The sequence below is a fragment of the Citrobacter sp. U14242 genome (assembly GCF_046555775.1).
In the GTDB taxonomy this organism is placed as follows: Bacteria; Pseudomonadota; Gammaproteobacteria; order Enterobacterales; family Enterobacteriaceae; genus Citrobacter.
Window position 1 is genome coordinate 13,268 of the sequence record NZ_JBKGLW010000015.1, and the last position, 22,438, is coordinate 35,705.

General features: G+C 45.4%; 32 protein-coding genes and 1 pseudogene. 8 read left to right on the plus strand and 25 right to left on the minus strand.

Going from position 1 to position 22,438, the window contains the following annotated elements; genetic code table 11:
- Window positions 1-108: 108 nt before the first annotated feature.
- The 9 genes from ACLJXE_RS21250 to ACLJXE_RS21290 form a co-directional block, all read right to left on the minus strand.
- The gene (locus tag ACLJXE_RS21250) at window positions 109-390 is read right to left on the minus strand and encodes a phage holin family protein (RefSeq protein WP_072271948.1); all 282 of its coding nucleotides are present in this window, start codon (window positions 388-390) and stop codon (window positions 109-111) included.
- Window positions 377-763 (minus strand): phage holin family protein, encoded by a 387-nt coding sequence (locus ACLJXE_RS21255; protein ID WP_003833974.1) that lies wholly within the window; start codon window positions 761-763, stop codon window positions 377-379. The genes ACLJXE_RS21250 and ACLJXE_RS21255 overlap by 14 nt, the downstream gene beginning before the upstream one ends.
- Before the next feature lie 89 nt (window positions 764-852).
- Entirely contained in the window at window positions 853-1,041 is a 189-nt protein-coding gene (locus tag ACLJXE_RS21260) for a hypothetical protein (RefSeq protein ID WP_410751950.1), read from the minus strand.
- A 504-nt stretch (window positions 1,042-1,545) separates the two neighbouring features.
- Window positions 1,546-2,145, minus strand: coding sequence for a hypothetical protein (locus tag ACLJXE_RS21265; RefSeq protein WP_286627970.1), 600 nt, complete (start codon window positions 2,143-2,145; stop codon window positions 1,546-1,548).
- Entirely contained in the window at window positions 2,142-2,501 is a 360-nt protein-coding gene (locus tag ACLJXE_RS21270) for a RusA family crossover junction endodeoxyribonuclease (protein ID WP_286627971.1), read from the minus strand. Before ACLJXE_RS21270 ends, ACLJXE_RS21265 begins: the two co-directional genes overlap by 4 nt.
- A complete protein-coding gene (locus ACLJXE_RS21275) occupies window positions 2,494-3,987 on the minus strand; it encodes a DNA cytosine methyltransferase (protein WP_410751951.1) in 1,494 nt (497 codons plus the stop codon). Before ACLJXE_RS21275 ends, ACLJXE_RS21270 begins: the two co-directional genes overlap by 8 nt.
- Window positions 3,984-4,286: a Ref family recombination enhancement nuclease gene (locus tag ACLJXE_RS21280; protein WP_286627973.1), complete on the minus strand. Its 303-nt coding sequence runs from the start codon at window positions 4,284-4,286 to the stop codon at window positions 3,984-3,986. Before ACLJXE_RS21280 ends, ACLJXE_RS21275 begins: the two co-directional genes overlap by 4 nt.
- A 145-nt stretch (window positions 4,287-4,431) precedes the next feature.
- Window positions 4,432-4,614, minus strand: coding sequence for a hypothetical protein (locus ACLJXE_RS21285; RefSeq protein WP_046671202.1), 183 nt, complete (start codon window positions 4,612-4,614; stop codon window positions 4,432-4,434).
- Window positions 4,615-4,740: 126 nt separating this feature from the next.
- Window positions 4,741-4,977, minus strand: coding sequence for a DinI family protein (locus tag ACLJXE_RS21290; protein ID WP_046671203.1), 237 nt, complete (start codon window positions 4,975-4,977; stop codon window positions 4,741-4,743).
- Between the two features lie 857 nt (window positions 4,978-5,834).
- On the opposite strand from ACLJXE_RS21290, the gene ACLJXE_RS21295 reads away from it, so the two are divergent.
- Window positions 5,835-7,457 (plus strand): hypothetical protein, encoded by a 1,623-nt coding sequence (locus tag ACLJXE_RS21295; protein WP_410751952.1) that lies wholly within the window; start codon window positions 5,835-5,837, stop codon window positions 7,455-7,457.
- A 201-nt stretch (window positions 7,458-7,658) separates the two neighbouring features.
- Here the strand turns inward: ACLJXE_RS21295 and ACLJXE_RS21300 are convergent, their stop codons facing one another.
- Window positions 7,659-8,168: a hypothetical protein gene (locus tag ACLJXE_RS21300; protein WP_286627975.1), complete on the minus strand. Its 510-nt coding sequence runs from the start codon at window positions 8,166-8,168 to the stop codon at window positions 7,659-7,661.
- Window positions 8,169-8,404: 236 nt separating this feature from the next.
- Window positions 8,405-9,199 (minus strand): AraC family transcriptional regulator, encoded by a 795-nt coding sequence (locus ACLJXE_RS21305; protein ID WP_121584589.1) that lies wholly within the window; start codon window positions 9,197-9,199, stop codon window positions 8,405-8,407.
- A gap of 152 nt (window positions 9,200-9,351) precedes the next feature.
- Between ACLJXE_RS21305 and ACLJXE_RS21310 the strand changes: the two genes are divergently transcribed.
- The 4 genes from ACLJXE_RS21310 to ACLJXE_RS21325 all read left to right on the plus strand — a co-directional run bounded on the left by ACLJXE_RS21310 (window position 9,352) and on the right by ACLJXE_RS21325 (window position 14,226).
- Window positions 9,352-11,316 carry an FUSC family protein gene (locus tag ACLJXE_RS21310; protein WP_286628671.1) on the plus strand — a complete coding sequence of 655 codons (1,965 nt, stop codon included), beginning with the start codon at window positions 9,352-9,354 and terminating at the stop codon, window positions 11,314-11,316.
- Complete coding sequence (locus tag ACLJXE_RS21315; RefSeq protein ID WP_040233557.1) at window positions 11,306-11,521, plus strand: DUF1656 domain-containing protein; 216 nt, start codon at window positions 11,306-11,308, stop codon at window positions 11,519-11,521. Before ACLJXE_RS21310 ends, ACLJXE_RS21315 begins: the two co-directional genes overlap by 11 nt.
- A complete protein-coding gene (locus ACLJXE_RS21320; protein WP_286627976.1) occupies window positions 11,518-12,381 on the plus strand; it encodes an HlyD family secretion protein in 864 nt (287 codons plus the stop codon). Before ACLJXE_RS21315 ends, ACLJXE_RS21320 begins: the two co-directional genes overlap by 4 nt.
- Before the next feature lie 471 nt (window positions 12,382-12,852).
- Window positions 12,853-14,226 carry a DUF6602 domain-containing protein gene (locus ACLJXE_RS21325; RefSeq protein ID WP_410751953.1) on the plus strand — a complete coding sequence of 458 codons (1,374 nt, stop codon included), beginning with the start codon at window positions 12,853-12,855 and terminating at the stop codon, window positions 14,224-14,226.
- Between the two features lie 332 nt (window positions 14,227-14,558).
- Here ACLJXE_RS21325 and ACLJXE_RS21330 read toward each other — a convergent pair whose 3' ends face one another.
- The 13 genes and pseudogenes from ACLJXE_RS21330 to ACLJXE_RS21390 form a co-directional block, all read right to left on the minus strand.
- Complete coding sequence (locus ACLJXE_RS21330; protein ID WP_286627978.1) at window positions 14,559-14,720, minus strand: hypothetical protein; 162 nt, start codon at window positions 14,718-14,720, stop codon at window positions 14,559-14,561.
- 120 nt (window positions 14,721-14,840) lie between these two features.
- Window positions 14,841-15,008, minus strand: a complete 168-nt coding sequence (locus tag ACLJXE_RS21335) for a hypothetical protein (protein ID WP_286627979.1) — start codon at window positions 15,006-15,008, stop codon at window positions 14,841-14,843.
- 180 nt (window positions 15,009-15,188) lie between these two features.
- Window positions 15,189-15,446, minus strand: coding sequence for a DNA polymerase III subunit theta (locus tag ACLJXE_RS21340; protein ID WP_286627980.1), 258 nt, complete (start codon window positions 15,444-15,446; stop codon window positions 15,189-15,191).
- A complete protein-coding gene (locus ACLJXE_RS21345) occupies window positions 15,443-15,841 on the minus strand; it encodes a hypothetical protein (protein WP_286627981.1) in 399 nt (132 codons plus the stop codon). The genes ACLJXE_RS21340 and ACLJXE_RS21345 overlap by 4 nt, the downstream gene beginning before the upstream one ends.
- Before the next feature lie 264 nt (window positions 15,842-16,105).
- Window positions 16,106-16,504, minus strand: a complete 399-nt coding sequence (locus ACLJXE_RS21350) for a hypothetical protein (protein WP_286627982.1) — start codon at window positions 16,502-16,504, stop codon at window positions 16,106-16,108.
- Window positions 16,494-16,970: a hypothetical protein gene (locus tag ACLJXE_RS21355; protein ID WP_286627983.1), complete on the minus strand. Its 477-nt coding sequence runs from the start codon at window positions 16,968-16,970 to the stop codon at window positions 16,494-16,496. The genes ACLJXE_RS21350 and ACLJXE_RS21355 overlap by 11 nt, the downstream gene beginning before the upstream one ends.
- A 169-nt stretch (window positions 16,971-17,139) precedes the next feature.
- Window positions 17,140-17,301: pseudogene (locus ACLJXE_RS21360) on the minus strand (phage replication protein); the annotation flags it as partial.
- Between the two features lie 70 nt (window positions 17,302-17,371).
- Entirely contained in the window at window positions 17,372-17,581 is a 210-nt protein-coding gene (locus tag ACLJXE_RS21365; RefSeq protein ID WP_286627984.1) for a hypothetical protein, read from the minus strand.
- Window positions 17,578-18,240 (minus strand): DUF1627 domain-containing protein, encoded by a 663-nt coding sequence (locus ACLJXE_RS21370; protein ID WP_286627985.1) that lies wholly within the window; start codon window positions 18,238-18,240, stop codon window positions 17,578-17,580. Before ACLJXE_RS21370 ends, ACLJXE_RS21365 begins: the two co-directional genes overlap by 4 nt.
- Before the next feature lie 21 nt (window positions 18,241-18,261).
- Complete coding sequence (locus tag ACLJXE_RS21375) at window positions 18,262-19,236, minus strand: hypothetical protein (RefSeq protein ID WP_410751954.1); 975 nt, start codon at window positions 19,234-19,236, stop codon at window positions 18,262-18,264.
- 29 nt (window positions 19,237-19,265) lie between these two features.
- Window positions 19,266-19,508 carry a DUF4222 domain-containing protein gene (locus ACLJXE_RS21380; RefSeq protein WP_286627987.1) on the minus strand — a complete coding sequence of 81 codons (243 nt, stop codon included), beginning with the start codon at window positions 19,506-19,508 and terminating at the stop codon, window positions 19,266-19,268.
- 12 nt (window positions 19,509-19,520) lie between these two features.
- Window positions 19,521-19,997: a toxin YdaT family protein gene (locus ACLJXE_RS21385; protein WP_286627988.1), complete on the minus strand. Its 477-nt coding sequence runs from the start codon at window positions 19,995-19,997 to the stop codon at window positions 19,521-19,523.
- Complete coding sequence (locus ACLJXE_RS21390; RefSeq protein WP_286627989.1) at window positions 19,997-20,236, minus strand: Cro/CI family transcriptional regulator; 240 nt, start codon at window positions 20,234-20,236, stop codon at window positions 19,997-19,999. The genes ACLJXE_RS21385 and ACLJXE_RS21390 overlap by 1 nt, the downstream gene beginning before the upstream one ends.
- 80 nt (window positions 20,237-20,316) lie before the next feature.
- Here ACLJXE_RS21390 and ACLJXE_RS21395 point away from each other — a divergent pair, with 80 nt between their 5' ends.
- Window positions 20,317-20,727 (plus strand): helix-turn-helix domain-containing protein, encoded by a 411-nt coding sequence (locus ACLJXE_RS21395; protein WP_016150004.1) that lies wholly within the window; start codon window positions 20,317-20,319, stop codon window positions 20,725-20,727.
- Between the two features lie 233 nt (window positions 20,728-20,960).
- Here the strand turns inward: ACLJXE_RS21395 and ACLJXE_RS21400 are convergent, their stop codons facing one another.
- The gene (locus ACLJXE_RS21400) at window positions 20,961-21,488 is read right to left on the minus strand and encodes a hypothetical protein (RefSeq protein WP_286627990.1); all 528 of its coding nucleotides are present in this window, start codon (window positions 21,486-21,488) and stop codon (window positions 20,961-20,963) included.
- Window positions 21,489-21,818: 330 nt separating this feature from the next.
- Between ACLJXE_RS21400 and ACLJXE_RS21405 the strand changes: the two genes are divergently transcribed.
- Both ACLJXE_RS21405 and ACLJXE_RS21410 read left to right on the plus strand, forming a co-directional pair.
- Window positions 21,819-22,013 (plus strand): hypothetical protein, encoded by a 195-nt coding sequence (locus tag ACLJXE_RS21405; protein ID WP_286627991.1) that lies wholly within the window; start codon window positions 21,819-21,821, stop codon window positions 22,011-22,013.
- Window positions 22,006-22,191, plus strand: coding sequence for a hypothetical protein (locus tag ACLJXE_RS21410; RefSeq protein ID WP_047502010.1), 186 nt, complete (start codon window positions 22,006-22,008; stop codon window positions 22,189-22,191). The genes ACLJXE_RS21405 and ACLJXE_RS21410 overlap by 8 nt, the downstream gene beginning before the upstream one ends.
- Window positions 22,192-22,438 lie beyond the last annotated feature (247 nt).

The following is a 22,438-nucleotide window of genomic DNA, read 5'->3' on the forward strand; positions in this document are numbered from 1 at the left end:
CTGAGATAATGAAATTAAATTTAATTTAAGTCACAATGAGACTTAAGATAAATCCTAATAATTTCATCTTCTTTGCGGGTTGTAGCGATGTCGCTGCGACTCGCTTTTTTATTTGTGCACAGCATCAATAAGCCGAGCTACGTTGCCTCTGACGGCGACCAGCACGGACAGGAAAATAATGTTGGCCCCGATAGTGGCCCACGATGAGTAAGGGTAGATACCGCACAGATACGCCAACGGAACGGCGCTGTAGATGACCGTAAGCAGCCACGCTAAGCGAGATATCCACGGTCGATGTCGGGAATCACCACGACGGTAAAACATCAGGGTCAAAACTACCCCAGCGCAAAGCAGCGCGTTGATTGTTGCCGATGGGTCATTTAGTACCACCTGAACCTCCCCGGCGCGTTATCAGCGCCACCAGCGAGCCGACATCCTGGTTATTCAGAAACGTCAGGATTTTGACAGCTAAAGCAGAAACGATTACGGCTCCGATAGCGTCCAGAGGCTTATCACTGTAACCAGTCCAGTCAGCCAGCTTTGAACCAACCAGCCCTGAGCAGATGATCCCGGCGATGTAGGACACGACAAAATACGCCAGCCGGCGCGCTGCACTAAGGTCCGCGGCGGTTGCAATGTAAAATACAGCTCCGGCAAATGCGCCAAACACCACGCCGTAATCGGTTCCGGACAGAAATCCATAGACACTGGCTCCCGTCAGGACGCCACCAGCCAGCCCAGTACCGGAAATCGGATCGGACATTTAGCCCCCTCTTAATTGCTGTGAGTCCTCTCAGAATGAGGGGAATAAAAAAGGCCGCCAGATGGCAGCCTCGAAGTAAGTGCGGTTATTTACATTGGCGGTATGAGAGGACCTTTTAACACCTCTGCTTCACCGTTATGGCAAATGTCATCGCCTCTTGTCAGATGCCAGACTCCTGTGATTGTTTTACCCGTTTCCAGATCATCAACAGTGTCATTCGTGTAGTATGCAACCTGTACAACACCGACATGCTGAATCCAGTAATACCCTTCTTTCATACATTCCTCCGCGATACTAAGCAGGTAGTATAGAGCGGGGCAGATTATGCAGCGTTGCAAGAAACCACAACTCAATGTTTGCTGTCCATGATGCACATTCTGGTCATAGCCTCACCTCCGATTATTCGGATGTCGCTGTGTGTGATGAAAAGATCAGGCTTCACGGGCTGGATTTATCAACAAAGCACGCAGTGAGTGATACCCGTGAGCCTGAAATGAAAAAGCCCCGCATAATTGCGAGGCCTCATTTTCTTGTGGACGATTATGGATCGACGATATGACAGGGGTACTGTGCCGTAGCACGTTCGCGAATACCCCTGTCGTATCGCCGGAAAGCAAAAACCCCGCGCTGGCGGGGTTCTCGTTATATTCAAATTGTTCGCTTTCGTCGCTGCCATCGTGGCGCAGCTCTGCCAAGCATGAATGGATTATCTGATTTTCTGGCCCGTTTTCAACTCCACTATCAAAAAATAGCACTAATAGCTAAAAAATGGTTCATTGAGTCTATTCAGATAATTGTTTGCGGGCTTCCAAAAAGACCTTTGCTCTGAATATTTCCAGACACCAGCGCACGCGCTTTCTCGCCTCCCCGTCAGTTAACCACGGCGCAATCGCCTGCAGTTCCCGGGTTATGTCTGAGATTTTTTTTCGTGTGGTGTAATACTGTAGACCTACCACATACACCGGATCGTTTATATTCAGCGCCTGCAGCACGCATTGCTCAACAAAATCGACATCGTCATTATGCAGGGCCTCGTCAATTACACTGGCAGGTGACTGGGGCCAGAGAATGCTGTGCGCCCTGTTCATTGCCTGCTGCCCACGGAATCCCTCTTCACGAGCCTGATTCAAAGCAGCAGTAAAACGCTCGAGTGCCTTATCTGACCAGTTCCGTCCCTTAAGCACATTCCAGCACGCATGGCCCCGCGGCATACGGGGGGCTGTTTTTCCTCCCACGCCCTCGCCCCATGTGGTGAGCAGGGATTTAATCCATCCGGACTGGATCCCCGTCAGGAGAATACATTTACCCAGCCAGCTTTTACGCGGCGCAGCTGCTGCTTTTTCAAATGCTGACTGCTGTAGTCTGCGTTGGCGTGGCGTCATGCTTTTAGCTCCTCAATAATTATTCTCCCGGTTTCTCCCCATAATTTTGATACCCGTGCATCCCATATATGAGCATCATTTTCGTAAATGGCATCCATCAGGGCTTTCATCATATTGTCAAAATCTGGTTTAGCCTGGTGCGGTTTACCGTTGAACTCGGCTCGTTTCTTTTTGCTCCAGCTCGCTGGCATCGGAAGAATGAAGGTGACATGTGAACCGCTTTCCGGCAGCTCAACACCCTGCTGACGAACTTCATCACAGAAAGCACGGTAACGCAGAACCTCGGGGCGTTTTTTCCATTTGTCAGCTCGTGTCATTCTGGGCTTACCAACGGGTGTAACTTGATATTCAGGCATTAAGAACCTCCTTAATTCTTTTACCAATCCAGCGCATAACCGGCACAGCCATACTGTTGCCGATCGCTTTGTAGCGCGGACCATCTTTCGCCAGTCGGTAGGCTTCTTCTGCAGTTATTTTTGAGTTGTGATGGCGCACGTAAGCATATTCATCAGCAGTGATCTGCTTACGGTTATCACGGGGGATTAAAGTGTGGTTATCAGGGAAACCCTGCAGACGTTCACATTCGACAGGAGTAAGGCGGCGAACGGCCATATTTTTCATCACTGAAGGGGATAAATTCGATCCGCTACTGGCAGCAGTCAGAGTTGGGGATTGTTCTTCTGCCCAGCCAATGCCACCCGCTTTTGCGCCCTGTCCAGCCTTGAAGGCATAGACAACAGCATTTTCCTGCCCGTGATTTCGTCCCAGCGTATGAGCAAAATTAATGTTTATGTCAGGGTCTTGTGTTCCGTGAATGGCATAGGTATCCAAATCTTCAGCCATGCTGTCATTTGATTTGGCAAGCAACGTTCTACTGACGTCTGAATAAGTGACAGTGAGATCGGTTGCATCTTTGTGATCTCGCGCTTTAACAGTGGATGCGGTTTCATCATTAACATAATCACCAAATGCCCGCATACGAAAGACACCAACGATTCCACCTCCGCGCTGGCTGAGCAATTCCTGGTTGCTTTGGCCTATGCCTCCGATGTTGTGTGACTGGTTGAGGGTTGGATGTGGATTATATTCCCCATCCCAGTGGCTACCGTTAGTAATGCGATGCCCAGTATTTGCGGTAATGCCCTTCCCCGCTTTTCTGCGCGGCGGAGTATCCCGGCGCATGCCTTCGGACTCAAAAAGTATTTTTGCGGGATCGATATCCCCTCGAGCGCTTGCGATAACAAACACACGACGGCGTCGTTGGGCCACTCCGAAAAATTGAGCGTCGAGCACTCGCCAGCAGACAGCCCTTTCTGGTCCCAGCACATAACCAGCGTTTGTCCATTTTTTCCCTGGTGATTCCAGTTCACAGCTTTCGCCGGCAAGCCCTGCAAGAAAACATCCGAAAGCGTTATCTCTGCTGCTGAGCACTCCGGGTACATTTTCCCAGACGACAATGACGGGGGGGGATCCCTGTTCTCTTCGTTTTTCATCAATTGCGTTTACCAGTTCTACAAAAGCAAGGGTCAATTGCCCGCGTGAGTCCGTCAGGCCATTACGTAAACCAGCAATGCTGAATGCCTGGCATGGCGTACCACCTACCAGAACATCTGGCGCTTCGATTGCTCCACACCGGATTGCAGCGGCGATTTTTGTCATGTCGCCCAGGTTTTTTACGTGTGGCCAGCGATGCGCCAGCACCGCAGACGGAAAATCAGGACCGTTTTTGTAATTGTGTTCAGGATCGAACTGAGAAAACCATGACGGTCGCCAGCCCAAAACTTCCCACGCCACACTCGCAGCCTCAATGCCGCTACATACTAAACCGTAAGTAATGGTCATGCAGATTCCCCCAGTTCGTAGAGAAACTGCACCAGCAGATCTGTTTCAGTACCGTAATTGTTTTCCCAGGACTGGCGGCCAGCATGAATGGCTATGCCGTGTCCGCCCTGGCGGTGATGGATTGGGCAAAGAGGAATAACTTTGAAATTGTCAGCGCGCTGGCCAACTCCCTGACCAGTTCGGATGTGATGTATCTCTGCAGGAGTTTCCCCCAGCTTCAGGTTTTTGCAGACAATACAGCCCATCCCAGCTACGCGGGAAAGATGAAGTTTTTCAGCTTTGGTCTTAGATCTGCTCATGCTGCACCACCAGCACAAACAGCGACACCGCTCACGAAGGAACGGCGTGAATGGGGTAATTCAGTTTTATGCGCCATCGCGTTTTCCCGGTTGGCGCAGTGTTACTCAGCGGGCTGTTCAGACCCGTGTTTGAGTATAACCCAACTTATCCTGCATCTGAAACAGGAAGACCAGCTTTCTTTCTGGCCTCTTCCAGTGCCCGCAAAGACGTAACAAATTCATCTTTACGTAAAGCGAATCCCCTCACCACACTCCCCTTCACGAAATAAATCAGAACCGGGCCAGTGTGCTCCGGCAACCCTGGGATTAAATCATCCGGAATTTGCATGAGATGCCCCTTGAAAAGATTCCCACACCTGAATAAACCTGAATTACCTGGCAATAATTGTGCGAGGCGATGCGGAAACTCGATTTAAAAAATGGCAGCAGGAGCTACCAGCTAAGGGGGCGTTAGTTAGTTAACAAACCACTCGTCTGCACTTTCCCAGGTATCCTGGAGGATTGATTCAATTTTCTTTTTGTCGTCCTTGTCACCGCCAAAAACACTTAACCCATCTGACCCGGCACGGCGGATTGTGAGCCTGCAATTGTCATAGTGATCGTTCAGGCGCTTAAGCAGCTCCTTCTCCAGTGCTGGTACCGCGCCTTTAGGAAGTTCTTTCATGCGATCAATGGTTAATTCAACTTTCATAATGGCCTCCATTGCAAATACTGTGTTTTTATACAGCATACCTGTGCACGGAAATGATCAACGCTTTAAGAGCACAAATTGTTAATTTCTTGTCAGTAGTAAAAAAAGAAAACCCGCCTGAGCGGGTTGAATTAACAGTGTTTTATTAAGTCGCTATTTGTTTCTGCTGGCACAACCCCGAGAGATTCGCCCTCACTAACGCCTCATCAATGATCAACTGTGTGACCATGAGGTAAAGTGTTAACCAACTTTCATTCGCCTTTTTCAATCAGCAAAGGGCTGGTTAGTGCCAAAAGCTGACATTGCTCACATAATAGTCAAGTAGTCACTTTTCACCGCCCATCCAAGCTTGATAATTCTTACCGTTCCCCTTATATCCAGACTGAGGAATAACCTCTGACAAGGCTAAGGAACACGATTATGGGGCTTAAACCTGGTCCAAAACCAATTGCAAAATCAACAGGAAAACCCGATCAACGCAGACGTGATAATAAGGATACACCTGGCAATACCCCAGGACTGAAACCAAGCAAATCAGCTGGGAAGTAATCGTTCAAGGGTATGGAGAATTCATCCATACCCTTAACTCGTCAAATCTGTCTGCTTTAGCCCGCTTAGTGCCAGAAGCGGACGCCTGAATATATAAAACCATCTCTTTTTATCTATAAAACATTAGTTAAACGCAAATTGAATGAATAGAGAGTGGCTTGCAATGTGGTTTTGGTAAGCTATTCATTTGATCCATAGAAATAGATTAATATTAGTATTAATTTTAATAGTGTTTACGCGGTGGAAATGGTAGATTCGATATGACGTGTTTTTTCATACTTACCCCACATATTGAGAATGAACAGGCCATGGTAACTTATAAACAGGACGTTAAAGAAAAAAGCCGTATTGAAATATGGACAAAAGCAATCAAGAAACTGACTATTGATAGAGATAATCAGCGTATATTGAAACCTAACTATATCAGAAGGTTATGGGATTATGCATTTGATGAAATACTTCCAAATAAGGAGCCAGATGAAAGCATCATCGATTCATGGACCATTTTTTCGAATAGTATGTATGAATCAAAACAACCACAACAATTAAAGATTGCTTATTTTTGCGGCCCCGAACCAGAAAATGATTTAGAAGTAATGATCAGCCTCGGTGTTCAAATTTCAAATGTATGGGCTATTGAGTCTGATAAAAAAATGTATTCTGCTGCACTCTTGAGCGCTCGAGATAAATTCCCGACATTAAAGATATTTAATGGTAATATTTCTGATCTCATAAAAATAACATCATTTAAATTTGATATTATTTATCTTGACTTTACAGCACCTTTATTTAGTAAAGAATCTAAACCGATACTTACCATAAATGCTATATTTGAAAGCAACTCATTCAGTGACTTAGGGATTCTTGTTGTAAATAGTGCATTACCTGATAAAACAGAAGAGAATATTGAATTTTTGTCATCATACTTCAGAAGTCATGCTTTTCTTGAAAAATCCATTTTTTCAGGTGAAAGTAAAGACTCTCGTTTTATAGAAGGTGCCGATTTTCATGGGTATGGCGATGAGGATGAAGATGAAGATGAAGATGAAGAATACAATAAAACCTTCAAACACTTAATCGAATCAAATTTTGAATTTGCTTACAGTGCCTTTTCAACCAACTATCCAACCATAGCTGCAAGCTATATTTCTCCCATGTTGAGAGTTGGAGGTAACACAGCCTTAAAGCGAATGTTTCTGAAAATGGATGATAAAGAAATTCAGCTTGCCCTTGAAAAAATGGTCACAATATCAGACTGCGAAATTTTAGATGATAATGAAAATGCCGCAGAGATGTTTTCTGGTGGAGAAGTCTTCGAAAGTCACGAGGAATTTCCGATATGGAATTTTATATTACGCCTTAAGGATTCGAAAAGCGAGCTAGGTAAATACTGGTATCAGCAATTGTCGAAAAACAAACCGTCATATTTATATAGTATTCAATTATACGACTTACTCCGTAATGCTCAAAACTACTATCAAAGCACACTATCTAAAGATGTATCTAAGTCAATAAATGAGATAATTTCATCCCTACCGGATAAGCATGGCGGTATTTTTTGTGATGTTCCCTTGCCACATCTTTGGATTGAACTTGCCCTAAACCATTTAGGCAATGCATATCATGTAAATACGGATGCTCATTGGAGAGCTAAATATAGAGCTAAAAGTAGAAGCATGTACCTTGACCTGTTTGTCTTTGATAATTGCCGAGCTCTTTATGACTGGCTTCCCATGATAAATTTATATGGCAAGGATATGGCAACGATTGAAAGACAAATTATTGTGAGAGCTTGCATGGATGCCATAACTAAGCAAAACCATTATTCATCGTTCTTTAGCTATTATGGAGCCAACTTAATTGGCGTTGGAACAAAAAGATGGTCAGATTTTGGTAAACTTGATGAACGACATGACCTAAATGTTGAATAGCTTCGCTTAGCGAAGTTTCATAGTCCGCTTCTCGCTCACAGCGGACCTTCAGCAGCCCATAGCTGTTTGCTATGTACCGAAATCGGACATAAAAAGCATCTTGGTGAATAATATCCATGATGCTTCTCTGTATACATTTCTCACGATATCTAACTGAAGATGATTTCTTTTTTTACCATTTCGAAATGATATGTTGTGAGATCACTTTATCCCATAGTTAATTTCTAAGGCCATGGATGATACGAAATTATCTTGTTTATCTTTGGGTTTTGTCCACCATGGACCTGGATTTTCATCAAAATCCTTAAGTGCTTGTTGAGTTTTAGGACCAAAATAAATGCTTGAGAGATAAATAATACTCTGAAACTCGCCTTGAGCATCAGTTAATTTATCAACAACTAGTTGTTCAACTTTTCCTTTTTTTATCATGTCAAGGTGCTCATTCCAAATATCTTGCAAACCCGGAGATTTACCAAAAATCTTAGCAGCTCTATCAATGAGGATAATTCTCTGTTCAATTATTTTATTCTGGTATTCATAAAGACGAGATTCTTTTTCGTTAACAGAATTCTGGTAATTTGTAATAAGCACTCCTCCTAAAGTCCCTAATATCCCAAGAAACGTTAATGCAAGCGGAAGGATGATATCTTTAAAATACATTCCTCTCCGTCTATTTCGCGTGCTATTTTTTCTAGAGTTATAAATATTCATATTTACCACCTTTGCTGGCTTAAGTTTAAAAATAAAAAAACTGATATGATTTTAATTAAAGCATTTTACCACCGTACTTGGCAGAAGATTTAATCGTTATTGGCAATGATATTTTACAATAATACCAAAACTATTTAGATTTTTCTGCAATATCCTCTCCTCACTGTGAGTTCAACTCAGTAAGCTTGCCCGCATCTTGCCCATGCCTAAATCAAGAGCCTCACACTTTATCAAGTCTATGAATCAGCCGTTTTGCGAACAGAAAAATAGTGCGCTGGCGTACTGCCCATGGTTTTTCTGAACATGGTGATAAATGCGTTAACCGACTCATACCCCAGGTTTGCTGCCACATTTTGTACTGACACCCCACTTGCCAGCTCCCGCAGGGCAATAATCAAGTGCAGTTGCTGACGCCAGCGACCGAAGGTCAGACCGGTTTCACGCAGCATTAAGCGCGCTAACGAGCGTTCGCTGAGTGCCAGTCGCTTTGCCCAGACTTTGAATGTGCTCCGGTCGTCTGGATTGCTGACTAACGCATCGGCCATAGCACGAATTTTAGGGTTCGCAGAGACCGGCAGGCTCAATTTCTGCTGTGGCATGGTCACGAGTTCATCAAGTGTCACTCTGGTTAGCCTGCCAACATGACTCTGTGGTGCGTAATCAACGCCTTCATTCGTTAAACGATCAACTAACTCTTTAATCAGTGGTGAAATGGCCAGCGTGCAGCATTTTTCCGGCAATGCGGCAGTGCCAGGTTCAATAAACAGATAGTTAAGGTGCGCATTCCAGGTCGCTTTGGCGCTATGAGGAACGCCGCCGGGGATCCACACCGCGCAATCGGGTGGCACAATCCAGATATCGTTTTCCGCACGACAAATTACCGCCCCATACAGAGCAATAATCAACTGCCCTTTACGGTGCGAATGAACCGGAACTTCGGCTGCGTAATCGACGAAATCGATATGACGAGCGACTGCCGGGCTCGACGTGCTGTCGGGATCAAACAAGGTATTGGCAAGTCGGGATGTCATGTTATTGGCAACATTTAGGTATTTTTTGACAGAATAGAGTATTTAGTGACGTGTGCAAACCGGGAATAATTCTCGGCATGAATACAATCATCCCCCAACACGTCCCTTTTTGGCACGCGATACGCCGCTGGTCAGGCAGCATAATCACTCCCATGCTACTGAGTGACGCCCATGCCCTGCTCTATTCCCTCAGGAGTTTTGCCGCTGCGATGCTCGCCTATTATATCGCCCTATCGATTGGCCTGGAACGGCCCTCCTGGGCCATCATCACCGTCTATATTGTTTCGCAAACCTCTGTGGGCGCTTCGCTGAGCCGGTGTCTCTATCGCCTGGTCGGCACCGTGGCGGGCGCAGGGGCAACGGTATTGATCGTGCCTACGTTTGTGAATATGCCGATTGTATGCAGCGTGATGCTGACAGGCTGGATAGCCTTCTGCCTCTGGTTATCCCTTCTTGACCGTACTCCCCGCGCCTATGCCTTTGTACTGGCCGGTTACACCGCAAGCCTGATTGGCTTTCCCGCCGTATCCGACCCAGGCTCGGTGTTTAACATTGCTATCATCCGGGTGCAGGAGATAACGATCGGTATCGTCTGCGCCGCGCTGATCCACCGGTACATTCTGCCAAGTCGGATATCAGGCCTGTTCAACAGCAAATTGACGCAGACGCTACACGCGGCACGACAGCATGTTGCCGATACTCTGGCGGGCAAGTCTGATAAGGTTTCAGCCCCCTTGCAACTCGCGCTTGCACTGCAATTCCTGCAGGGCATCAGCCACCACATCCCGTATGATTTTGCCCTTTCAGTTCCGGCCCGACAGGCCAGAAAAGCACTCCATGACAGGCTGGCACGATTAGCCATCGTGAACGGCGAATTACGCGATCGCTTGCAGGTGATCGCGGATATGCCCGCCGATATACAGACGCTGCTGAATGATGTCCAGGCCTGGCTCACCTGCGACAATGTCGGGAAACACAAAAGTACTGCTGAAGCCCTACAAAAACGTAGCACCCGGTTACTACAGAAGCGTGCGGTGCAATCACTGACCTTTGAGGACGCGCTGGGGGTGAACTTCTTAGGCTACATAGCGGAGTTGATTAGTCTTATTCACCAGTGTGAGCGCCTTTCGCAGGCTATATTTCACGCGGAACCCGGGACCATACGGGCGGAAGATAGCGCGGCGAAAGGATATATTTTTCATCGCGATCCCCTGAGTGCAATCCGGACGGCACTGGGCGCGTTTGCCATCATCCTGAGCGGCTGTCTGATATGGATCGACTCAGCATGGTCAGATGGCGGTACAGCGGTTTCCATTCTTGGGGTTTGTTGCACTCTGTTTGGAAGTTTCGACACGCCTGCACCCCATATTGTGAAATACATTATCGGCTCCTTCTGGGGCGTATTGATAAGTCTCATCTATAGTTTTGCCCTGCTTCCCCAGGTCAGCGATTTTCCCGTACTGGTTGCCGTGCTTGCTCCGGTCTACCTGCTTGCCGGGTCACTCCAGGCACGGCCGCCCACCACGTTTATGGCGATGGGAATAACGTTGACGCTACCTGTATTGTGCGAGTTGGGTGCACATTACAGCGGCAACTTCGCCGATGCGGCTAACACCGCCATCGCGCTATTTTTCGCGACCGGTTTTGCGGTCTTTAGCATGAGCCTGCTGCAAACCGTGCAAGCCGACGCGGCGATAAACCGCCTGCTGAAACTTTGTCAGCGTGATATCCGCCGGAGCGTGAACGGCGTATTTAAAGGAGATGAAACGCACTGGACCAATCTGATGATTGATCGAGCTGCCTTGCTGCTGCCACGCATACCGCGTAGCAGGCCATCATCCGCTCGGGCACTTGTTCACCTGATGCACTTTCTGCGCATTGGCCTCGGTGTGATGCATCTTCGCCGCTGCGACATGCCCTCAGGCTGTGGCATCAACGCCATCCTTTATAACCTTACCCGCTCTACGGAGACTGAAGCCTTGCGCGAGCGCATCGCGGAGATAACCGTTCAATACTTGCCCGCCACTGATAAACCATCGCGCCAGTTAGTCGACAAACTGGTTGATTTGCACTGCGCGTTACGAACGCAGGACGAGGGATCCACAAATGATAAATGACATCAATATCGGGGGTGTTTTTTTTCCCGGTCTGCTGATGACTGTGCTCATCGCGCTGATCTGTACGCTATCACTCTTATTAATTTTCTCTTTCAGCAGGCTTTACCGACGTTTGCCCTTTCGCCCGTTGATTGATTTTTCGACTTTTATCATTAGTTGTTTCCTGCTTTTGCAGGGCCTGACCACTCTGGAGTTATTTGCATGAAATCTTTACTCTCTTTATTGGGTTGCTATGCGCTGACATTAAGTGCCGTTGCGGTGGCGACACTCGTGGCATTTATTTTCTGGAAACAGTATGCGCAAACACCCTGGACACGCGACGGGCGGGTTCGTGCGGATGTGGTGCAGATTGCACCGGATGTTTCCGGGCCGGTGAGTCGCGTGGAGGTCCGCGATAACCAGTGGGTTAACCGTGGCGATATTCTCTATGCCATCGATCCCCACTGGCTGAAGCTGGCCGTGCTGAGTTCACAGGCTGACGTTGAGGCAAAACGTCATGAGATGCTAATGCGGCAGGATGCGGCAAGGCGACGGGCGATGATCAAAGGGGTGATATCCAGTGAGGACATCCAGCAAACAGGCAGTGCGGCAAGCATCGCGGCGGCCAATTATCAGGGCGCACTGACCGCGCTGGAACTGGCTCAGCTTAATTTAGCGCATGCCACCGTGAGATCACCGGTGGACGGCTATGTCACACATCTCCGTCTTCGGCCCGGTGACTATGCCACCGCGGGAGAGACAAAAGTCGCCATTGTCGATGCGCACAGTTTCTGGGTGGTGGGCTATTTTGAAGAGACTAAACTGCGTCATATCCGCGTCGGGAAAACCGCGCAGATTTCACTGATGGGTTTTGATTCGCTGCTCATAGGCCATGTGGAGAGTATCGGGCGGGGAATTGGTGACAGCAACGATGAGACCGGCGGACTTGGGCTGCCGGATGTCAATCCCACCTTTAGCTGGGTTCGGCTGGCTCAACGCGTACCGGTGCGCATCCAGTTAGATACCATGCCTGCAGGCATTGAGTTAGTGGCAGGATTATCCGCGAGTGTATCCATTATGCCTTAACAGGTATTAACAGCTCCGACTATCATAGGGTTGAGGTAACGGTGTATGTGTAAATATCCCAGTAACACCGGTCATCCCATGACTTCTGCGGACCTATAATGTTGATTTATTAATGAGCCAGAGAGCAACACGATGGGTAGTAGCCCCATATTTCTATTAAAGAGGTGAAGCTTGACCGTTTTGGTGAAATCGAGGGTGTCCTGTTTGCGAAGGTCCCCATAGTGCCAGAAGCGGAAGTTGGAGTGTCAGTAACTCTTTTAGAGTAAATGACCAAGTTATGTTAGATACTTACACTTGGATCGCAGTGAATCATTGCGTGCTCGAAGAGAACGTCTTAGAAATCAATGGAATGAAGGTTTGGTCACTTAACAAATTGATTAAAGGCTTAAAAAAAGATGGTTAGCACATTTTTCGATTTCCATATTTGTTAAATTAGTTAATATTTTTATTAAATTTAAGGATATTTTTGTTATGTCAGAAAACGAAAGGAAAAGAAAACGCCAGACTAGTGCTCAAAAAAAAGAACGTGCTGATTTTGCTGAGAAAGAAGCGAGGACAAAAGAATGGATATCAAACCAAGCCTCGCGTGCAAATAAATTACGCTCACAGGATAAGGAGTTTCATGGTCTGGAACGTGAGTTCATGTATTTACAGAATAAAATGCTTAAAGATTTTGAAATATCTAAAGATATTAAACATCCTAGAGATGTTGGTACGGTTAGAGAAGAATTGCTAAGAGCTTTCTTTATAGATAATAAGCTTTTGCCGCTTAGTTATGCAATCTCAAAATCGAGCGTCCGTGTTGCATCAACAACCGGACACATTAGTAATGAAATTGATATTCTTTTTTATGATGCATTAAATGCATTTACGCTTATGCAGCGACAAGATATCTACGAGGTTTTACCTGTTGAGTACTGCTATGGTGCTATTCAGGTAAAATCAAAACTTACAAAAAAAGAATTAGGAAGTGCATTCAAAAATATTGCCTCATTCAAAAAATTAAAGAGAATAGTTAGTAATCAAGGTATTATTGTTCATTCAGGCACGAAAATTCAGAAGGATGGATTCGGAGTTATTTTTGCTTATGATACTGACATGGAGTGGAGCGATATCGTTTCAGAGTTAGAAAAGCATGCGCAAAGTTATGATAAAAGTTTACTTCCTAATGCTGTCTTCATTCTTTCGAAAGGCTTTTTCTTATATGGCGATGAACGCTTTGGAAGTGTCTATAATTCTGATATGAAGAACTTTGGAGACATTGTTGTATATGGTAATCCTGATTATCAAGGGTGTTGCCTTTATCAACTTTATGATATTGTTTTTAATTTACTTAATAGCACAAAAACTAAAAATGTATTACCAAATCAGTATTTCAGACTTCCGTTGACTGCGGGGGATTACTCTTACGAATATAACTTAGGCTACTTTGCAGAATATGGTCATTGTGAAGCGCATGGAGACTTTGCAAGAACATATACTCCAGAGAAACTTGAACGACTAATTAGTTGGTGCCAGACAGCAGAACTAATTAATTGGGTGAAAGCCACGGATATAGCTTATGGTAAAGCAGGTGACAACTATGAGGCTTATGAAAGGCAATCAGGCGATGTGATAATTTACAATCCAGAACACTTACCTCTTAGCGATATTTTAGTCAGCGATAGGGAAATAATTGTTGAAGGAAAGGAAATGCTAACTAAAGCACTTGCTTATGATGCGATAAAATGTGGTGGAATGAATATTTTAATTCCTTATTATTATCAAATCACCGAGGACTTAGTACAAAGTTGTCCCAAGTGTAAAAAAAATGCACTTAATAAAAATTCAACTGATAAGAACTAATGCCACCATTTATAGAATGGCAGGCAATTTTTTGAAGTCTAAATTATATTTAACATCACAGATTAATGCTCAGAGACCGTTTCAGAACAGTCTCTGACTGCATCATTAATTAATAAAGTAAATTGCCTTTTAACGATAGGGGGTAATAATTTCATTATTACCCCCTATTTACGTTCATCAAACCTAAAGTAAGTCCGTTTTTCGCTCATAGCGGACCAAAATCAAATTCTAAAACGACGTTGCTAAGTGGGAGTCCATAGTGAATGACGGGACGCTCCGGGCAGCGCCATAATAAATCAGCGCCCGCTAGAGGTAGACGTTGTTTCATAGTGCTATGAGCGCTCCTGCCAGACAATCCAAGCAACCGCCGCTTCCCATGAGATATATCCGTTGTTGCCATGTTTCGCCCTCCGAAGATCAACTGTATCACCAAACCTTTCAATGATGAATTTTTCAAACTCTATGCGTTTTTCTTCGTCGTTCGTTGAATCCATGCGCTCCCCTGATGCGTCCCATTAATCGCTCTTATTGCATAAAAAATAGCATATACAATAGAGAGTGAAAAACCCGCCGTAGCGGGTTTGATTTTGATGGCGAGTGCTATCTATTGATAACTATTTCTGACAAACCTTCTTAGATTTGCTGATTGAGCTATCATTACAAACAAACTTTTCGCCCGAGCAATGCGATATTCCGCCTTTCTTACCTGAGCATGGCTTGTTTGCTGCCGTTGCTGTCAGTGAGAAAAGTGACACCAATAAAACAACAAGAACTTTCTTCATATCCCCATCAGTAAAAGACAGGGAATCGTAGCAGGGATTGATGAAGCGAAAAAGAGAACCCTCCGTAGCGGGTTGAATTAGCAATATTTTATTAAGCCGTCATTTGTTTCTGATGACAAATCTCTGGCAAATTAGCTCATACCAAAGCTTCAGCGAACGACGGGATAATGAGACGGCCTATTACCTCTTCTCATTCTGCGCAGCCATGTCCAGATAGCGCGGATCGGATGCTTTCGGTAACGTCAGGCTTTGCTCGCGGTAGTGGCGCACTCGCTCCATGAAGTATTCTCGAAGATGTTCTGGCTGCTCTCGTGCTACCTGCTCAGCGATAACCGGCATGTTCAGGCGCTCTTTGTACGCTACACCAGAAGCCGCCAAGTCGACGTTAACCTTGTCCTGCTCTTCTTTCGATTTTGCTGCGATGTTAAATTCACTCATAAATAATCCCCAAGATAGTCACCAAAGGCATTAATGAGGGATGAAAGAACTATCAAGATCACACCCCAAAAAATGTTAATGGACACTTTACGTCCCTCATCAGACGTGACTGACGTTTTCCCATCTTCGTCCGTTCCAGCAAAACAAAAAGCCTTGGCTTGAGAAAGGTAAATACCATCGGCGAAAAGAGGCGATAGAGTAAGTAACGTACCAATCATGATCCCAATTGAGCCAAATCTTGGAAGGATATTCCACTGTTCATAATACTTAGAAAGTAATACTCCCACAGCAATAATACTCAGCCAAATAACAAGCATGAACGCTCTATTTGCCAACCATTTTATGTAAGGATCTAAAGGATGGATATCATGTTTACTTCTGAATTGATTGCTCATTTCCCCTCCATGTTATGGAGGGGATTATAGGTCAGGCTGCGATTTTTTTCGACTGGCATACCTCCGGCAGGTTAGCCCTCACCAAAGCCTCAGTAAATGGTGGCAGCACCGCATTGCTCCATCTGTGACAAGGCGAAGATTTCAGATTGCGGTCGCATTTAGTCACCCTAAATGCGCAGAAGTCAACAGAGTTGTTCAAGCTCCGATGACAAAATCATAATGCAAAGATTATTAGCAAAAATTAAATTCTGTGATAGGAATATTTTATTTCTTTATTTTTTGTATTTGATTATGCATTTCCTTAACCATACTCTCTAATTCAAAATCCGAAGATGTTATTTCAGTCATCATAGCCTGAGCTGATTGAGATAGTTGTGCATTAACTGTTTTTTCAGTTAAAATCTCTACTCCCTGCTTTAGGTGTTTCAACTTATATGAGCTTGAACATATCATCAACGTATGATGAATAATTAACAAACGAAAACTATCTAACCATTTTGCAATATACCCAGACAAAATAACCAAAATTATCAGCACTTGATAATAGACTTGCTCTGATAAAAAACCTAATAAGCCAACCTTAAATTTGAATGAATAAAAATAAAATAAAAGAGCACTCAATATAAGTTGAATGATAATTTTTGGTGCGTCATTAGTTTTCACTTTGCGCTCCAGCTTTATATTTATCAACAACTACCCTCAGGTCTTTATAGCAAGCAAAATTTTCAAGCATCATTTTAAAGATCGTCAGCTTTAAATTATTACTTAGCATGTCTTCACTTAGGTTATCCTCTGCAAAAACATCTAACTTATCTGAGGAAATATTTTTTATTATGAATGCTCCATTGGAATTTTTGGATTCAACAAAGATAGTTTTACATGGTGTTGTGGTTGTCAAATTAACAACTTTAGCTATACTATCAGCATCGAAAACACTATTAAAATCATGAGGCGACTGAAAAGAATTTGAAATTTCAATCCTTGAAGAAATCATAGATTCTTTAGCGTACACTCTCAAATCAGTAAAGGCTTCTTTATAATAAAAAGAGATGCCATAATCTGTGTCTTTTAATTTTGAAACTTCATTTACACTTGATAAAGATTTTTTTACTTCTTTTAACTCAATCATCTCAGACCTTTTTATTTAATGTGTTCTTACGGAATCACCTTTCAAATTTATCTCTTATAGGAGCAATTCTCAAGGATTTTATCAATGATTAACGAATGTTAAAATGTTGATAATTTAGGATAAGAAAGGTTTCTTTGCACTTCCATTGTAAGTATACTCCAATTGTTCTCTACTTTAATTGATTGTATTTGGCAAACAACAGTTGTATGAGTGTCCGCCCATGCTCGGCAGCCGGCGGCGCAATTGCCAAGCGTACCGGTGGCACTGGCTTACCCTCAGCGACGCGCTTCTCCCACATGTCTAGCAGATCGCCTGCCTCGCGCGCCAGCTCCCTGCTCTTGCTCTCGGAGTTAGCGAGTTGTGCTGCTAGTCCCCCGTAGGTTGGTTTCATGCTGTTTTCCCTAGTTTATTTTTTCGACAAGTTCAATCCACTGTGGCGCCAGCTTTTTCTCTGCCTGTGCGCGGCTGCCAGCTGGGCCATTCAAATTCACACGGTAATGGTCATACGGGCATTTCAATCCACCCCATACCCATCCCATATGGTTAGGCTTTAGCGCGTATTCGGGCATATTTCCGCAGGTCGGACAGCGTGGTAACTCAGACTGTTTCATTGCGCCAGCTCCTGCATCAGTGCACCGTGTTTGCGAATGCTGCGAACGGCTTCACGAAGTTTTTCCAGGTTGGCCAGCTTCGCTTTCGTACGGCGAATTTCGCTTGAGATACCGCGTACCGTTGGGATCAGCAGATCATCAGGACGGCTCACGAACGAGGGAATTTCCTCGACAATTTCAGTGACAGATTTTTTTAGTACTGGTGGCGTTGATATCTCCGGTTCCTGTGGTGTTGAAATCTTGTTTTTAACTGGCCCAGCGGCCGCTACCGAATAAACAAACTTGTTGCCCACTTTTTCGCGGATGATCCGCCCTTTTGTCATGTGGTGGGTCAGCATTGGTGCCACACGTTTGGATTCAATACCTGCCAGTGTTGCCAGCTCAAAGGATGTCTGTGGTCCATGTTCGGCCAGTAAGGCGATGACGTCGCTGACAGATACACTTGCCGGTGTTTTGCTGACAGAACTGGTCGCCGTGGGCTGTGACTTCACCTCCCCAGTAGCAACTTTCCAGTACCCGTTAGCCTGAACAACCTCGTTACGTTCTTCGTGCTCACGCAGCATCCCGATCACCGCCGCAGGCTCAATTTTCATGCGCGCCGCAATTTCACGGGCAGTCGCTTTTTCCATCGCTTTCAGTACGTCTAAAATGGTTTCCATAAAATTCTCCAGGTTAATTTTTTAGCCCCTGAAACCTTCAGGGATGGTGTTGTCCGGGACTGAAATGGCGTTAACATCCCGTTGTTGCGTGCTACCGCCAAGTCGGATAATCAATTCATCCCATTTTTCCCGCAGCTTTGACGGACTCAGGACGTTGCGACACCAGAACGGATCGCGTTGTACGCGCTTGAACAGGTCGCAAATCTGGCGGTGGGTGCGCCCGTCTATGCAGCGCATCAGGCGTATTTCGTTTGCCCAGGCATTCCAGTTAGGGTCTTTTGGGCGTGACAGTTCGCCGTCTGTCTCGGCGGCCTTCTCGTAGAGTTTTTTGATGCGGGAAAAAACCCACTCAGCGCACTGATGATCTTCTGGTGTGCCCCATTTGCCTTTTTGCTGTTCAGAAGATGATTTTTTTTCTTCGCCTGTAGGTAAATCGACTTCCGGGGACGCAATTCCCGGACAAGAAGAGATCTGTATGTATTTATCTGTTTTAAGATCTGTATAGAGAATAGATTCGGCTTGAGAGCCGTTTCCAGGATTCGGCTTATGAGCCGTTTCCATTCGGCTTAAGAGCCGTTTGGTTTCGGCTTGAGAGCCGTTTCCATTCGTCTTAAGAGCCGAATCCAGCACTGGCGGGAATATCAGGGCAATTAATGCCTCTTCATTGATGCGATAATGCATCTTCGGCGTACCGTTTACCTTGCGTTTCTTCTCTTCGATAACACCGGGCAAATACTGGCTGATTATTTTGCTCATTGCCTTGCGGATGACATCCTTGCTGGACGCACGAACTTCCGCAGCAATTACCGCGTGTTCTTTGTAAAACCAGCCATTTTCCAGGTGAGATTTACCCGACCAGAACACCAGCTGATTCAGGATCGCCGCGAGCAAATGCTGCTGGCGGTCACCAGCGAAAAAATCCAGATACGGACAAGGGATCGTGATGCTGTTTCCCTGACCGGACATCGACTGGACAATCTCAAAAATTCTACTCACACAAAACTCCGTACCTGCTGTGCGCTTAGTCATGACTGCACCTTCCTGAACTTGAGTTCAAACTCTCTCCGGCCTGTCTCGCAGATGTCCTGATAGCCTTCGTATCGGTACATAACCCGAAGATGAGAAACTCTCATTACCGTCACCATGCGTCCGCGTTCGTTGCGGTATTTCATCCCCGGAATCAGTTCAGCGCTGCGATCGACTGTCTCCACCGGTACTCTGTGCTTCATCGCCTTTTTCATACGGTCTACTAATTCCTGGGCAAGCATGGGAGCCTCCTGTTACGCCGCGCGCGGACCAATATGGTTAAACTGGATGCTGACGCCGGGGATGAGATCGGCCAGCGCCTGAATCGCCTCTGCCGTTTCTTTGCGGATAACCTGCATGGGCTTACCAGTCAGCACCGCGCTGGTTGCCTCGATGCACTCGCGGTTCGCAATGGCCACCAGGTTATGTAAGTCATGCTGACCAGCCAGCTCTGCATCCATCGCAGCCCTGATTGCTGGCGCCAGCGCAGCTGCCTGACCACGATAATTCGGCGTGTCATTTCGAAATGCCCGCTGGATGATCTGAGTGTTGTTATGCAGGCGACGCGCATACTCTGACGGGTCCACGATATCTGCCAAGCTATCCAGCAACTCACCGTAGTGATGCGCTGTAATCAGCGGGACTATCTTTTTCCAGCCCCCTTTCCTGCCATCCTTCATCGCCCACTCTTCCAGCTCGATAGCCAGCAATTTAATCTCGTTGATTTTCATCAATCAGATTCCTTCTTGGTTGTGCAGATATTCTGTTTACCAAGGCGCTTGGCCTGGCGGTAACGGTCATAAACGTCTTTGTCGTAGATGAGTACGCCACCCGAGGCTTCTTCCAGGCGACGGGCCCGACCTTCGGGGACAAGTGTTCCCCATTTGTAAAGAGACTGAAGTTCTACACCGGCGGCTTTCGCGAGTTTTGTTTTGGTGTCAAAAAAAGCAAGTGCTTCACATGTGAGCATGTGACCTCCATTTTGTTAGGTATGTCTAACATTAGCTTGCGCGGGATATCTAAGTCAATAAAATTTAGAATTGTCTAACTATGAAAAATTTAAACAGCCTTGGACAAAGAGCTCTTGCCAGACGTAAAGAGCTAAAGCTGACTCAGCGTGAGGCAGCCAAACTTGCTGGTGTTGCGCACGTGACCATTTCGCAATGGGAGCGTGATGAAACGCAACCTGTCGGCACCCGTCTGTTTTCGCTCGCAAAAGCCCTATCATGCACACCGACTTGGCTGTTGTTTGGAGATGAACAGCAAAATCCTGTCCCTGCCAATGAATTACCATCCACCACTCAGTTGACTGACAAGCATCGGGAGTTGATAGATCTCTTTGATTCTCTGCCTGAATCGGAGCAAGAAGCCCAGCTTCAGGAAATGCGAGCGAGAGTGCAGAACTTCAATAAATTATTCGAAGAGCTTCTCCAGGCCAGACAACGTCAAACCAAAAAATAATTTTCTATTTATCAGTAAGTTAATTTAAACTCGCTCATTTTGTTAGTTTTATCTAACAAAATTCCTTGCCTATTTCGTTAGACATATCTAATCTAAACCCCATCAAGTAACCACACGCAGTGATTACTCAGAATCAAAATGTTCCGCTTACCCTGGCGATACAGGGCCAGAAACAAAAAAAGCGCCCTACTGGACGCTTCGCTCTTTAACAATCTGGATATCCACAACCTGACTCAACGGTTTAGCCAGCTACCACCGTTTAATTCTCGCCCAATCTCATTTAAAGATTTGGGTTGATCGTAGTCCGGATTTTTATTCATTAAGAACTTGTTTTCACAGTGGAGACAACGGCTTTTATGAAAATGCGCATTTTTACTTACAGGGAAAGGATGAAGTATCGATTTTATATTTTTGGAATAGCAAAGTGGGCAAAGATGCACGGTTATTTCTTTTCCACTCACAACTTCATTTTTAGAGTAAACAAAAGCACCAGATTCAAGCTGATCAAGGTTATATCCTTCTACCTTGGCACAAAAATCTTCAAACTCTGCAATTTTTGCTTTGAGATGCATTACCTCTTCGTCACGAAGGCGGATCGCATCGCCAAGAGAGAAGCACTCCGCCTGAAGCATGATTAGTTTGTTCTGGATTTCTATGGTTGCAGCTTTTACCTCTGCATCTGTTTTCGCTTCATTAATAACCTTAGCGAGACCAGCCGTTTCCTTTATCGCGGCCATAGCCGCCGACAGTTCAGCGATCACTTTGAGTACTCATATTATTGTTGGGGATATCCAGATTAACCGAATCCTTGTTGTTGGGGAATAGCAGGATCCACCGCGCCTGATGTGGTTAAAAGCAGGCCAAAGCAATAACAAGTAGACCCCTGTTCTGGCGGCCCGGTGTTTTCCCGTGTATTTCCGGTAACCGCCAGCTTTTTCAGGGCGCAACATGCAAGTGCACTCCTTCACTTACCAGTTATGGGTGACAGGTGTGGAACAGGTGGAGTGCGCTTGCAGATGTGATTAATTGCTGTGTGTGCCGCGTGATCTTTGCCCATCTCCCACGATGGCACCTTTTTTACCGGAGGGTTTATGAAAAATTCACAGCCAGTTATACCGGACGGGGATCCTGATGTGGAAAGCTCCGTAAGTAATTTTATTCATCAGTTAACCGTTCCTGCTTTTCGCGACCGCCTTACAGCTGAGATCGAAGCGCTGTACGAACAACAGAAGGCAGCTCTCGATCACACGGAACCTTTACTCAGGATGGTGCGTGCCAATGGTTAAATTTACCAGAGAAGATATTGCCCAGCGTACAGCTGAAGCTGAATATAAAAAAGCTGTGGCTGATATAACCGGCGTTCAAAAATATAAAGATGAGGCGGTGCTGGATATGTGTTTCATCAAAGTAATGACCAAAATAGTTAACGACCAGAGGGTTAATATTAGCGAGTTTTTACGCTGAACTTTTATTTACCCCCTTCAATAACTTCAAACAATTAAGAGAGTTTTTATTTATGCCTTAACTGGCAGGGCTAACTATATCCATCAATGATGGCCCTGTCATAGCCAGCTATGCAGGGAGGGTAAGTGACACTTGAGTGCTGTCCGTATTGTAAAAAATGGAGTTCTGATGATTCCATGTATAAATCAACAAAAAGAATTCATAAGAGAGTGGTGACTGCTTATTTCTGTAGCCTTGAGCATGCTAT